Annotated in this window: 10 protein-coding genes; 5 read left to right on the forward strand and 5 right to left on the reverse strand. The window is 67.2% G+C overall.

Annotated features, from left to right (window positions below):
- Positions 1-122: 122 nt before the first annotated feature.
- Positions 123-554, forward strand: coding sequence for a hypothetical protein (locus J8I35_RS10965; RefSeq protein WP_209925374.1), 432 nt, complete (start codon positions 123-125; stop codon positions 552-554).
- Between the two features lie 162 nt (positions 555-716).
- Here J8I35_RS10965 and J8I35_RS10970 read toward each other — a convergent pair whose 3' ends face one another.
- Positions 717-2,570, reverse strand: coding sequence for an alpha/beta hydrolase (locus J8I35_RS10970; RefSeq protein WP_209925376.1), 1,854 nt, complete (start codon positions 2,568-2,570; stop codon positions 717-719).
- A gap of 558 nt (positions 2,571-3,128) precedes the next feature.
- On the opposite strand from J8I35_RS10970, the gene J8I35_RS10975 reads away from it, so the two are divergent.
- Together J8I35_RS10975 and J8I35_RS10980 are read left to right on the forward strand one after the other, a co-directional pair.
- On the forward strand, positions 3,129-4,388 hold the full coding sequence (locus tag J8I35_RS10975) for an oligosaccharide flippase family protein (protein WP_050010854.1): 1,260 nt from the start codon (positions 3,129-3,131) through the stop codon (positions 4,386-4,388).
- Between the two features lie 501 nt (positions 4,389-4,889).
- On the forward strand, positions 4,890-7,091 hold the full coding sequence (locus J8I35_RS10980; protein ID WP_209925378.1) for a glycoside hydrolase family 3 C-terminal domain-containing protein: 2,202 nt from the start codon (positions 4,890-4,892) through the stop codon (positions 7,089-7,091).
- A gap of 82 nt (positions 7,092-7,173) precedes the next feature.
- Here the strand turns inward: J8I35_RS10980 and J8I35_RS34830 are convergent, their stop codons facing one another.
- The gene (locus J8I35_RS34830) at positions 7,174-7,296 is read right to left on the reverse strand and encodes a hypothetical protein (RefSeq protein WP_280884144.1); all 123 of its coding nucleotides are present in this window, start codon (positions 7,294-7,296) and stop codon (positions 7,174-7,176) included.
- Positions 7,296-7,874 carry a DUF4865 family protein gene (locus J8I35_RS10985; protein WP_209925380.1) on the reverse strand — a complete coding sequence of 193 codons (579 nt, stop codon included), beginning with the start codon at positions 7,872-7,874 and terminating at the stop codon, positions 7,296-7,298. Before J8I35_RS10985 ends, J8I35_RS34830 begins: the two co-directional genes overlap by 1 nt.
- A gap of 130 nt (positions 7,875-8,004) precedes the next feature.
- Between J8I35_RS10985 and J8I35_RS10990 the strand changes: the two genes are divergently transcribed.
- Positions 8,005-8,862, forward strand: a complete 858-nt coding sequence (locus J8I35_RS10990; RefSeq protein WP_209925382.1) for a LysR family transcriptional regulator — start codon at positions 8,005-8,007, stop codon at positions 8,860-8,862.
- 163 nt (positions 8,863-9,025) lie between these two features.
- On the forward strand, positions 9,026-9,613 hold the full coding sequence (locus J8I35_RS10995) for a YigZ family protein (RefSeq protein WP_124630314.1): 588 nt from the start codon (positions 9,026-9,028) through the stop codon (positions 9,611-9,613).
- Positions 9,614-9,756: 143 nt separating this feature from the next.
- On the opposite strand, the gene ppk2 is transcribed toward J8I35_RS10995, so the two are convergent.
- Together ppk2 and ggt are read right to left on the reverse strand one after the other, a co-directional pair.
- The gene (gene ppk2 / locus J8I35_RS11000) at positions 9,757-10,707 is read right to left on the reverse strand and encodes a polyphosphate kinase 2 (protein ID WP_050010849.1); all 951 of its coding nucleotides are present in this window, start codon (positions 10,705-10,707) and stop codon (positions 9,757-9,759) included.
- A gap of 298 nt (positions 10,708-11,005) precedes the next feature.
- Complete coding sequence (gene ggt, locus J8I35_RS11005) at positions 11,006-12,727, reverse strand: gamma-glutamyltransferase (protein WP_050010847.1); 1,722 nt, start codon at positions 12,725-12,727, stop codon at positions 11,006-11,008.
- Positions 12,728-12,761: the final 34 nt, after the last annotated feature.

Here is a 12,761-nt window from a genome sequence, read left to right on the forward strand (position 1 = left end):
AAACTGTGCGGTAACCCGCCGAACGCGGCGAATTCCGGCATTACGCTTGCCCAGCGCGGCTTGCATTGCAGCTTGCATGCCGCACCACCCTCTTCACCGCACGTCATTCCGTACGATCCGTCATGAACTTCTCTTCGTCGCTTGCGCCGTTCGTCTGCATCGTGTCGACCGGCTTCCTCTGTACCGCCGGTGCGCAAACCCTGTCCGACACGGCTGCCGACACAGCGTCCTTCGCGTCGTCGACGCTCGTTGCGCCGGTGCCGCCACAACGCTCGGCGCAAGCTGCCGGCGCGAGTGCGGCCGCCGAACCCGCCGCGGCTGCGTCCGCGGCTGCATCTGCGGCGACAGCACCCGCGATCGCTCGTTCAGCCGCGAGCGCCGCCGTCCAGCCCGACACGCGGGCCCGCGTCGCGTTGCGCCGGCCGCTCGTGCCGACGCGGCCACATCGCGCGCAGGTCGCCCATGCGCCCGCCGACGACGTATGGCGCAGCGACACGTTGTACGCATCGCCCTACGCGAAATCACCCTATGCGGAGCCGGGCGATCGCGACTGACCCGTCCCGGCCGGTCATGCCGCGGCACGACCGTGCATGCATCGATAAGGGATTGGACACCACGGCGAACGGCGCGTCTGTGAGCGACCCCACCGAACGTCGATCTTCATACGAAGCGTGGATCGCGCCCCAAAAGCGCCGACGCATGCGGCACCGCGCGCATCACGGGCTGCCGACCGACACGTTTGCGTACGATCCCGCTGCCGCTTCACGCGCGACGGGATCGGCAACGTGCACGGCCGGCCTCGTCAAGTCGCGACCGAGCGCCTGCAAGCACCGCTCGATCACGATGTCCGTGCCGACCGCGCCGTACACCGCGTGATCGACCTGCGGCTCGAGGTGCAGCCGCACGTGACGCGAGCATCTGAATGCGTGCTCGATCGCGCCGAAGTGGCGCCGGACATCGTCGATGCCGGGATCGAGCGCGCCATATACCAGGGTCGTGCGGACATTGCGTTGCGCAAGCACGTGCATCACGCCGCGTGGGGTGCCGGCGCGCGGCTTCCAGCCGACGCGCGCGGCCGCCTCCTTCACCGGCACGCTGACTCGCGCGATCGCATTGGCGGCGACGGCGCGCGCGATCGGCCGCAAATCGCGCCGTTCGCGCACGAGGCGTTTCCACTTCTGCCAGTCGCGCACCGACAGCCAGTAACCGCGCACCGAGTTGTTCCGCTGCTTCTGCACCGCGTCGAGCGAGAGCCCGGCCGGCCACACGAAGCGCGCCAGGTTTATCGCGATCACGCCGCCGAGCGACGGCGTCTTCACGGCCGCATGCAATGCCGCATAGGCGCCGGAACAGATGCCGGCCGCGACCACGTCAGGATGGCCGAGCGCACGCAGCCAGTCGGCGGCGGCCGCCACGTCGTCGCTCGACTGCGCCGAATACACGACGCGCGACTGGTCGTCGAGCGCAGCCGCGCCGCTGTCGCCGACGCCGTTCACGTCGATCCGCAGCGTCGTGACGCCGGCGCGTGCAAGCGTCCGCGCGAGGCGCACGCTGAAGCGCCCTTCGCCGCTTCGCGGATTCGTCGACGTGTTCGCGATCACGAGCGCCGGAGCGGCGGGATTCGCCGGCCCCGTATCGGCGGGACGGCACAGTACGCCGACCAACCGGTCCGGCCCCACCGCGACGACCTGCTCGGTCATGTCGGTCATGTCGAGCGCGGCGGCCGATTCGCCGTTCCACGGCGGATCATGCCGCCACATCGGGTCGACGCCGGCGGCCGTGCGCGGCACGCGTTCGCCGATCCAGCGCGCGAGCGTGTCGATGGCCGCGAGCGGCAGGCGCGAGCGCGTCCCGTCCAGCATCGTCGTCGGCCATTCGCGAAACGGATCGGCCGCCACGTTCACGCCCCGCGCGAGCAGCGCATCGCGCAACGCAGGTCCGTCCTGATCGGGCTGAATCAGCAGCATCGCATCAGGCAGCCTCGGGGCAGCGCGCACGACGTCGCACAGATCGACCGCCTTCAACGCGGCGACGAAATCGTCCGGAAAGCGGTGCCCGAGCACGTTCATGCAGGGCTCGTCACGATGGGCGGTGCGAATCGCAGGCGACGTGACGTCGAGCCACTGGCGATGCACGAACGACAGCTCGCGAAGATAAGCGCGTCCGCGCACGGCCGGCGCGAGCGCCACCAATGCGTCGACGCGCGGCGACGGGTGCTGCCCGTCGCCCGCGGCGGCCAGCATCGCGAACAGCGCGCCCGCGCGGATTCCGACGAGCGTCAGCGACCCGACACCGACCTGGTCGCGCAGCAGATCGATCGCATCGTGAATGCTGCCGACGGTCGCGGCGTACCGATCGGCGTCACGGTCGTCACCCGCGGAATCGCCAGTGCACGGATAGTTGAATCGCAACACCGTGACGCCGTCGCGGGCAAGGCGCTCGGCGATCGCCCGCATGAGCTTGTGCGTCCACGATGCCTCGTGTCCCAGCGATTCGCACAGGATCACACCTTGTGTCGTCTGTCCTTCGTGCAGCCACCCCACGCAGCTGCCGAACGTAATCGGCTTCAATCGGTACTCCTCGGATCGGTATTTTTATCGGACGCGGACACGCGTTCGGGCCGCTCCACCGGAATGAGCGATCCACGATCGTGCGACTCGTCGATGAACGCGCGGCAGCGGCCCCCGCCGCGCCCCTGCGCGGCCCGCCCGGTTCCATGCGTTGCCCTGCTCCCCATGCCCGCGGGAGGTGATGTTGCGTGCCCGAGGCATCGTCGGGCGGTTTGCACCGTGAACCAAAACAGTGCGATCGATTAAAGCACTCGGTTCGAACGTCCTTCGGTGCGGCAGCTTACAAATAGATTCATCGCTGTCGCGAGACAACAACGCACGCCGACGCGCGCCGTGCCGCGATTCATGCCGCGCGCACGAACGGAATCCGCGAACGGTAGGCTCGCGAACATAGTCGTCCCGTGCGGCCCGTATCATGGCCGCCATACGATGTGGCCGTGCCCGGCGACGCCGGACGCGCCACCCACCCATGCAACCCGGGTCAGCGCCGACCGGATGCACGCGCGCACCGCGGTCCCATGCCGCCGTACTGCGACACTCACGGCGCCGACCCAGCGAATGTCAAACCTCAAGAAGAATTTCCTGCTGCTGCTGACGCTGCAGATTTCGATGTACGCGGTGCCGCTGCTGATCGCACCGCTGCTGACGCACGCCCTCGGGCCCGAAGGCTACGGGCAGCTCGCGTTCTCGCTCGCCGTCATCGCGTATCTCACCAACTGCACGAGTTACAGCTTCGACCTGACCGCCACGCCGCGCATCGCGCTCGCTCGCGACAACCGCGCCGAACGCTCGCGCATCTTCTGGGCGACGCTATACGCGCAGATCGGCATCGCGGTGATCTGCTTCGTCGTGCTCGTCGCGCTGACCTTTGCGGTCGAGCGCTTCGGCGAAGACCGCGACCTGCTGCTGATCGGGTTCGGGATGGTCGCCGGCGTGGCGTTCACGCCGGGCTGGTATTTCCAGGGAATGGAAAAGCTGCGCGCGCTCAGCATGATCCTGTTCGTCGGGCGCATCTTGAGCCTGCCGGCCATGTTCGCGCTCGTGCACAGCCCGGCGGACATCGACCGCGCGATGATCGTCAACGCAGCGGTGCCGACGCTGTCCGCGATCGCGCTGGCGGCCTATCTGTACCTCAACCGTGAAATCGACTTCGTACGCGTCGGCGCGGCCGACATCGCCGAATCGCTGAAGGGCGGCTGGCAGGTGTTTCTCGCGTCGACGTCGATCGCCTTCTATGCGTCGACCAACACCGTGCTGCTCGGCTTCGTGTCGGGCAACGTCGCGGCCGGCTACTTCGCCGCCGGCGACAAGCTGATCCGCGCGGCGCTCAGCATGCTGCAGCCGCTGAAGGCCGCCACCTATCCGCGCATCAGCTACCTGATGCGGCATGCGCGCAACGACGCGTTCTCGTTCCTGCGCAAGCTGTTCGTCGTGCAGGTCGCGATGGTGCTCGGCATCTCGCTCGCGATTTTCTTCGGCGCGCCGCTCGCCGTGCGGATCCTGTATGGCCCTTCGTACGAACCGACGGTCCAGGTGCTGCGCTGGATGGCCTTCATTCCGTTCATGGCCGGCATGACAGACCTGTTCGGTGTGCAGACGATGCTGCCGCTCGGGATGAAGTCGGCATTCACGCGAATCCTGATGTCGTCGGGCATTCTGAACATCGTGCTGGTGCCCGTGCTCGCCAGGTATTTCGCCGAGCGGGGCGCCGCCGTCGCCGTGCTGATGGCCGAGGCGGCGGTCGCCGCGGCACTCGCCACCGTCGTCTATCGCGCCGGGATTCCGATGCCCGGCAGTCCGGTCGCTCGACGCGGCTAGCCCACTGTCGGTGCTGCGCCGGTTTCCGCACGGGGCGACCGGCATCCGACGCTGTTCCGTTCGATGCGCGCGCAACGAACCATATCGCACGGGCATACACGTCCCGACCTTCCGCCCCTCCGAGCGCCCCATGCGCAGGCAATTCTTACTCTGCCGCGCAGGCCCGATCGGGAACGATGACCGCCTTTCCGCCCCGCCGCGCGTCCCTACGAAATAAAGATCACACGTATCGGTAGAAACACCGATGCTGTAGTCAAACTACATTCGTACGATTAGTCGCTGCAGAGAATCGCTACATCCGATTCGGCAGCATCGGACGGTCCGCGTCGCCGTCCGCGTTGCTCGATCGAGCCCAACCGGCCGTAACGATTCCCCGCCTGGCTGGCATGCCGACGCGCAACCACCCTGCATCGCCAGCCGAATGCGTCCGGTGCGAATCCGCCGGACGTACGCAACTCCAGACATCATTCCAACAACCGGCAATACGATCAGGAGAGCAACATGCGGGACACACTCTGGCCGGCCGTCGTGCTGGCAGCGACCCTCTGCACCACCGCCTACGCCGGCGACGCCGATTTCAATGCGCAGGCTGACGCGACCGACACGTTCGCGTCAGCCGCCGCGCAACGGCGCGCCGACCTGCTCGTGCGCAAGATGACGCTCGACGAAAAACTACAATTCATTCATTCGCAATACGAAATGTCCAAGGTGCCGGGCGGCGGCGCCGGCTACATCCAGGGCGTGCCGCGGCTCGGCATTCCCGATCTCAACATGGTCGATTCGGCGACCGGCTCCGGCAGCACGTCGCAGGCCAGCACGACGTTCCCGGCCACGATCGCGGTCGCCGCGAGCTGGGATCGGCGGCTGTCGTACGACTTCGGCAAGCAGGTCGCGATCCAGTTGCGCGCGCAAGGATTCGGCATGGGCCTCGCCGGCGGCACCAACCTCGCGCGCGAGCCGCGCGGCGGCCGCCTGTTCGAGTATCTCGGCGAGGATCCGCTGCTCGCCGGCGACCTGCTCGCCGAACGCACGCTCGCCACGCAGCGGCAGAAAGTCATCGCCACGATCAAGCACTACGCCGGCAACGAGCAGGAACACGGCCGGATGGGCGGCAATACGCAGATCGACGAGCGCACGCTGCGCGAGCTGTACCTGCTGCCGTTCGAGATCGCCGCGAAGCGCGGCCGGCCCGGCAGCGTGATGTGCAGCTACAACCGCCTGAACGGCACCTATGCGTGCGAGAACCCTCACCTGCTGAACGACGTGCTGAAGAACGAGTGGGGCTTCCAGGGCCAGGTGCAGTCCGACTGGGGCGCCACGCACAGCACCGCCGCCGCGATCAACGCCGGCCTCGACGAGGAAGAAGACGTCGGGCCGAGCGTGTACCTGACGCCGACGGCCGTCAAGCAGGCGATCGCGAACGGCTCGGTGTCGACCGCGCGCCTCGACGATATGGTGCGCCGCAAGCTCGCCGTGATGATCCGCGTCGGCGTGATGGACGATCCGGCCCAGGGCGGCGGCACGATCGATTTCGCGGCCGGCAACCGGTTCGCGCAGGCGGCCGCCGAACAGTCGATCGTTCTGCTGAAGAACGACGGCAACCAGTTGCCGCTGGTCGCGTCGGCGCTGTCGCGTATCGCCGTGATCGGCGGCCATGCGGATGCGGCCGTGCTGTCCGGCGGCGGCTCGGGCAATACGCGCGACCCGGTATCGGGTTCGTTCGCCGGCTGCGGCGGCCTGACGTTCGGGTCGTCGACCGGGTGCAGCTGGTGGCGCAATCCGTGGCTCAAGGTCGACGTGCCGATCGTCGCGGCGATCCGCGCGCTGGCGCCGGCCGCCCAGGTCACGTATGCAGGCAACAGCGACCAGCAGTCGCCGTTCCGCGCATACACGCAGCAGGAAATCGATCAGGCCGCGGCGCTCGCGGGCCGCTCGGATGTCGCGATCGTCGTGGTCGCGCAGCCGGCCGGCGAGGATTTCGGCGATCTGCAGAGCCTGAGCCTCGCGAACCCGTCGAACCAGGATGCGCTCGTCGAAGCCGTCGCGCGTGCGAATCCGCATACGATCGTCGTCGTCCAGAGCGGCAACCCGGTGCTGATGCCGTGGAAGGACAACGTGTCGGCCATCGTCGAGGCGTGGTATCCGGGCGAAGCCGGCGGCAAGGCGATCGCGAACGTGCTGTTCGGCGCGGTCAATCCGTCGGGCAAGCTGCCCGTGACGTTCCCGGCACGCGATCAGGACTCGCCGACGTGGGGGCAAAACGGCACGTTCGACCCCGACCCGGTGTACGCGGAAAAACTGAACATGGGTTACCGCTGGTATGACGCGCGCAACATCAAGCCGATGTTCGAGTTCGGCTACGGCCTGTCGTATACGCACTTCGCGTATTCGGGCCTGTCGGTGTCGAAGCAATGGGACGGCTCGCTGAGCGTCGCGTTCACGGTGCGCAACGACGGGCGCGTCGCCGGCGCCGAAATACCGCAGGTCTATCTCGGCGTGCCGTACAAGGACGAGCCGCCGAAGCGGCTGGTCGGCTGGGAAAAGGTCCGGCTGAATCCGGGCGAGGCGCGGCGTGTGCGCGTGACCGTGTCGCCACGGATGCAGAGCGTGTGGGATACGTCGCGCAACGGCTGGAAGCTCGTGCCGGGCGGGACCGTGTATGTCGGCGCGTCGTCGCGCGATATCCGCTTGCAGGGCCACTGAGCAAGCGGCGATGAAGCGACCCGGGGGCGCCGTGCATCGCATGCGCGGCGCCCCTTCTGAACCACCACTGCGCTGAAGCGCCTTATCTGAACAGCAGCGCCAGCATCGTCGCAAGCGCCGCAATCGCGGCGATGCCCGCCACCACACCCGCCAGATGCGCGGCCACCACCACGCCGGCCGGCAATCGCGACATGATGCCGGCCATCACGCGCCGCCCGCTTCCAGCGTGTCGAGCAGCGGCCTCGCCAGATGCAGGACCTGGTACACCGTGCCCGCGCCGCCGTCGTCCGGTTCGTGTTCCGTCACGAGCGCACGCGTCAGCCGCCAGCGCAGCGGATCGAGGCTGACGGCCGCCGCGACCACGCCCTGCCGTGCCGCCGCTTCGCGATTGCGTTCGATCTCCCGCGCCAGTGCCGCATCGAGGTCGGCATCCGCCGGAATCTCGATCGTTTCCAGACGCGCGAAACGTCCCGTCGACGCAGTGCCCTTGCGCGCGTCCAGCGCCACCTGCGTGTCGATCGGCGCGCGGCCGAAGCTGTCCGTCACGACCCGATAGCGGCCGTCCGTCACGAACCGCGCGAACGCCTGTTCGTTGCGCCACAGGTAAAACGACGCGTAGCCGTTTTCCGTCGCGCCGTGGCGGCCTGCCTCGCGCAGCAGGAATCCCTTGAACAGCAGGTCCGGCGTGCCGTCCCACAGGCGGCCGCGCTCGCGCACACGCTGGCGGATGATGTCGAGGTCGTAGTCCGCCGGCAGGCGGTGCACGTAGTACGCGGTCAGCATGATCGACTCCTGGCGAAAGAAACGGACGGCATTCCGGACGGCATGAACGCAGCGTAGAAGACCTTGAATCATTTGAAAAGACGATGGCAGAATATTTCAATGATTCGATTCTGAAATGACCGAGGGTGCGATGAAAACGCTCGACATCGAAGCCGTGCAGGCATTCGTGCTGACCGCCGATCTCAAGAGCTTCACGCGGGCGGCGGAGGCGCTGGACACCACGCAGTCCGCGGTGAGCCTGAAGATCAAGCGGCTGGAAGACGGGCTCGGCCGCCGTCTGCTGGAACGCACGCCGCGGCAGGTTCGTCTGTCGGCCGACGGCACTGCGTTCCTGGAGCCGGCGCGCGAACTGGTGGTTGCTCACCATGGCGCAATCAGCGCATTCGGCACGAGCCGGCGACGGCTGGTGATCGGCGTCAGCCACCATGTCGTCGGCGCCGATCTGCCGATGCTGTTGCGGCGGATGAGCGAAGCGGAGCCGGCGCTGGTGCTGGAGATCCGCGTCGCCGCGTCGCGCGACGTGCTCGATGCGTTCGATCGCGGCCTGCTCGATGCGGCCGTCGCGCTGCAGCACGACAGCCGGCGGCTCGACGGCGAAACCATTCTGTCGGAGTCGTTCGGCTGGATGGCGGCGGCCGATTTCGAATACCATCCGCCGCAACCGCTGCGGCTCGCCACGCAGGCCGAACCGTGCAGCGTGCGCCGCATGGCGGTCGGCGCGCTGGACGAAGCCGGTGTCGCGTGGACGGAAGTCTTCGTCGGCGGCGGCGTGGCGACGATCGGTGCGGCGGTGTCCGCGGGGCTGGCCGTCGCGGCGCTCGGGCATCGCGTGGCGCCCGCCGGCACCGTCGACGTGGGGATGCGCTACGGGCTGCCGCCGTTGCCGACGCGCGACGTGGTGCTCTACTCGAATCTGACCGATGCGCACGCCCGGCAGGCGCTGCGCACGCTGGGCGCCGCGCTGCGGTCGTCGGTCGGCGTGCGTTGATGCCGTGCGCAGCGACATCGAAATGCTTCGACGCGCGCCACGGTAAAATTCCGTCTTTGCCCCGCGCTCATGCAGACGATATCCATTCGTCCACGGGCCCCCGTCAAACGCATCGACCAGCTATCATCGCCTTGACTTCCCTACACTTTCCGCGTCGCGACGCATGAGTTACTCGCTCGCCGCCTCCACCATCCGCGAACTCGAAATCCGCAAGAGCCGTTTCATCGCGTACGCGGTTCCGGTCGAGGACCGCGATGCCGCGATGCAGGTCCTGCAACGCCTGCGCGACGAGCACCCGGCGGCCACCCACGTGTGCTGGGCGTTGCTGGCGGGCGGCCAGTCCGGTATGTCGGACGACGGCGAGCCGTCGGGCACCGCGGGCCGGCCGATCCTCGAAGTGCTGCGCCATCACGACCTCGACGGCGTGCTCGGCGCGGTCGTGCGTTACTACGGCGGCGTGAAGCTCGGCGCGGGCGGGCTGGTGCGTGCGTATACGGATGCGATCGCATCGGCGCTGCTCGATGCCGAGCGCGTCGAGCGCATTCGGCGCACGCGGCTCGCGGTCGAGATCGGCTACCCGGAAGAGGCGCGCGTGCGCCGCTGGATCGAACAAGCCGGCTATGAACTGGTGGACAGCGCGTACGGGATGACGGTGAAGCTCGTGATCAAGCTGCCCGAAACCGCCGAAGCCGCGGCAAGAGCCGAACTGTTCGATCTGACGCAGGGGCGCTCGGGGTTTCCTGATCTTTGAGCCGTTGCGGCGACAGCCCGCGCGGCGTGCGCGTACGCATGCACTGCATGCATTCGAACCGCCCACCCTCCGCCAGACCTCAAAAAAAACGCGCCGCATACCGCTGCGCGCTTCGTCGCATTGCGATCGACCGGGCGAATCGCTCAATAAACGTCCGGCACGATCATGTTGTCCGGCACCGGCCGGCGAATGTAATCCTCGTGATGCTCGCGCTGCGGCAGATCGATCGTCGGGCGCGGCACCTCGTGATACGGCACCTGGCCCAGCAGATGGTGAATGCAGTTCAGCCGTGCGCGCTTCTTGTCGACGGCCTGCACGACCCACCACGGCGCCTCGGGAATATGCGTGCGCTGCAGCATCTCTTCCTTCGCGGCCGTATAAGCCTCCCAGCGGCGGCGGCTTTCGAGGTCCATCGGGCTCAGCTTCCACTGCTTCAGCGGATCCGCGATCCGGCTCTGGAAGCGCAGCTCCTGCTCGTGGTCGGTGATCGAGAACCAGTACTTGACGATCTGGATCCCGCTGCGCACGAGCATCTTCTCGAACTCGGGCACCGACCGGAAAAATTCCTCGTACTCGTCGTCGGTACAGAAATTCATCACGCGCTCGACACCCGCACGGTTGTACCAGCTGCGGTCGAACAGCACGATCTCGCCGCCGGCCGGCAGATGCGCGACATAGCGCTGGAAGTACCATTGCGTGCGCTCGCGGTTGTTCGGCGCCGGCAGCGCGGCAACCCGGCACACGCGCGGGTTCAGGCGCTGCGTGATGCGCTTGATCGCGCCGCCCTTGCCGGCCGCGTCGCGCCCCTCGAAAATGACGACGAGCCGGTGTCCGGTATTCACGACCCAGTCCTGCAGCTTCACGAGCTCGCCTTGCAGCCGGAACAGCTCGCGGAAATATTCCTTGCGCGCCTCGCGACGCTCGGGCGAGAACAGCAGGTCCTCGCCGTCGTCGAAGCGGCGGTCGTCGAGCTCCATCTCGAGCTCTTCGTCGTAGGCGTCGACGAGATCCTCCTCGAAACGGCGCTGGCGCGCTTCCATCGGGTCCGTATCGGTGCGGTTGTCGGTCTCGGTGCGGGTATCGTTGTCGCCCATGGGGCCTCCTTCCATCATTGACGCAGCCAAACTCGCCCATTATCCCAGCGTCGCGCGTCAAATTCATGAAAACGGGCGGCCAAGCCCGTCGGAAGCGAAATGAGCGGACCGGCATCGGGCACGGCTGCCTCGAGGATCCGCCCGAAGCCATTGCCGCGCGGATCGCGGGCTTCATCCGAACGACCGGCTGAAAAAATTCGGCAGCCGGGTCGAGACACCGGCTGCCGAACGGCGCGCGCGGCGGCTGTCGCCAACGCGCACGCATCGCTTCACGTCAACGTCAACGTCAACGTCAACGTCAACGAATGACCCGCGTCACGCCCCGCCCGCGCGGATCGGCCATCGCCTCCGGCGTCTTGCCGTCGATCTTGATGACCTGGATGTCGCCGCTGAAATCCTGCCCCTTCAGCGTATAGCCGCGCGCCTCGATCTGCTTCGCGAGTTCGCCTTCGATCGGGTGGTACGGCTCCCAGAAGATCGTGTTCGGCGGCAGCAGCTGGTGATGGAAACGCATCGCACCGACCGCTTCCTTCAGCGGCATCTTGAAGTCGTAGATGTTGTTGATCACCTGGAAGATCGACGTGAAGATGCGCGAGCCGCCCGGCGTGCCGATCACCAGCGACACCTTGCCGTCCTTCGTCATGATCGTCGGCGACATCGACGACAGCGGACGCTTCTTCGGTTCGATCGCGTTCGCGTCGCTGCCGACCACGCCGAACATGTTCGCGACGCCCGGCTTCGCGGAGAAGTCGTCCATCTCGTCGTTCAGCACGATGCCCGTGCCGTCGGCGATCACACCCGAGCCGAAATAGCCGTTGATCGTGTACGTGTTCGATACCGCGTTGCCCCACTTGTCGACCACCGAGAAATGCGTCGTTTCGGCCTTCTCCGGCATCGTCGTGCCGAGGCCCGGCTGCACGCTCTTCGTGTCCGACGGCTCCTTCGGGTTGACCTCGGCCGCGCGCTTCGCGATGTACGCGTCGTCGGTCAGCTGCGCGATCGGCACCTTGTAGAAGTCGGGATCGCCGAGATACTGCGCGCGATCGGCGAACACGCGCTTTTCGATTTCCGCGACGAGGTGGATGTACTGCGGCGAGTTGAGCTTCACGCCCTCGAAGTCCTGCTTGAGGTCGGCCTTCATCTTCAGCAACTGCACGAGGCCGATGCCGCCGGAGCTCGGCGGCGGCGCGGTGATCACGTCATAGCCGTTCCACTTCGCCTGCACCGGCTGGCGCCACACCGCGCGGTACTGCGCGAGATCTTCGGTCGTGATCAGCCCGTTGCCGTCGCCGGTCTTCATCGACGCGGCGATCAGTTCGGCCGTCTTGCCCTTGTAGAAGCCCTCCGCGCCGCCGTTCGCGATGCGCGTCAGCACGTCGGCGAGATCGGGCTGCTTGAAGTTCGCGCCGGCCTTCAGCCCGGAAAAATACTTGTCGAAGTTGGTCTTGCCGCCAAACTCCTTCGATGCGTCGACGCCGCGCTGCGCGAGCTGTTCGTCGACGACGAAGCCGTCGCGCGCGTAGTGGATCGCCGGCGCGAGCACCTGCTTCCATTTCAGCTTGCCGAAGCGCTTCTGCGCCTCCCACATGCCCGCGACCGTGCCCGGCACGCCGACCGCGCGCGGGCCGTACAGGCTCATGCCCTTGACGACGTTGCCGTCCTTGTCGAGGTACATGTCCTTCGTCGCGGCGAGCGGCGCGCGCTCGCGGTAATCGATGAAGTACGGCTTGCCGTCCTTGTAGATCGTCATGAAGCCGCCGCCGCCGATGTTGCCGGCTTCCGGGTACGTGACGGCCAGCGTGAACGCGATCGCGACGGCTGCGTCGATCGCGTTGCCGCCTTCCTTGAAGATCCGCTCCGCGGCATCCGCGCTGTACTTGTCGGCCACCGCCACCGCCGAGCTCGTCAGGACCGCGGGCTGCGGCCCCTTCGCGTAGGCGGGCGCGTTCGGCAGGAAGCCGATGCCGGCCACCGTCGCCAGCACGGCGGCGGATGATTTGAAGCGATTCAGCGTAGTCATTGCATGTCCCCCATGTGGATCTCCTTCAGGCACG

The sequence above is a fragment of the Burkholderia sp. CpTa8-5 genome, from assembly GCF_017815045.1.
GTDB lineage: Bacteria > Pseudomonadota > Gammaproteobacteria > Burkholderiales > Burkholderiaceae > Burkholderia > Burkholderia sola.

Bases quoted from the DNA above. Each gene is read 5' to 3' on its own strand.
- J8I35_RS10975 (WP_050010854.1), top strand. From the start codon at position 3,129: ATGTCAAACCTCAAGAAGAATTTCCTGCTGCTGCTGACGCTGCAGATT.
- J8I35_RS10965 (WP_209925374.1), top strand. From the start codon at position 123: ATGAACTTCTCTTCGTCGCTTGCGCCGTTCGTCTGCATCGTGTCGACC.
- J8I35_RS10985 (WP_209925380.1), bottom strand. From the start codon at position 7,874: ATGCTGACCGCGTACTACGTGCACCGCCTGCCGGCGGACTACGACCTC.
- J8I35_RS34830 (WP_280884144.1), bottom strand. From the start codon at position 7,296: ATGGCCGGCATCATGTCGCGATTGCCGGCCGGCGTGGTGGTGGCCGCG.
- J8I35_RS10980 (WP_209925378.1), top strand. From the start codon at position 4,890: ATGCGGGACACACTCTGGCCGGCCGTCGTGCTGGCAGCGACCCTCTGC.
- J8I35_RS10990 (WP_209925382.1), top strand. From the start codon at position 8,005: ATGAAAACGCTCGACATCGAAGCCGTGCAGGCATTCGTGCTGACCGCC.
- J8I35_RS10995 (WP_124630314.1), top strand. From the start codon at position 9,026: ATGAGTTACTCGCTCGCCGCCTCCACCATCCGCGAACTCGAAATCCGC.
- ggt (WP_050010847.1), bottom strand. From the start codon at position 12,727: ATGACTACGCTGAATCGCTTCAAATCATCCGCCGCCGTGCTGGCGACG.
- ppk2 (WP_050010849.1), bottom strand. From the start codon at position 10,707: ATGGGCGACAACGATACCCGCACCGAGACCGACAACCGCACCGATACG.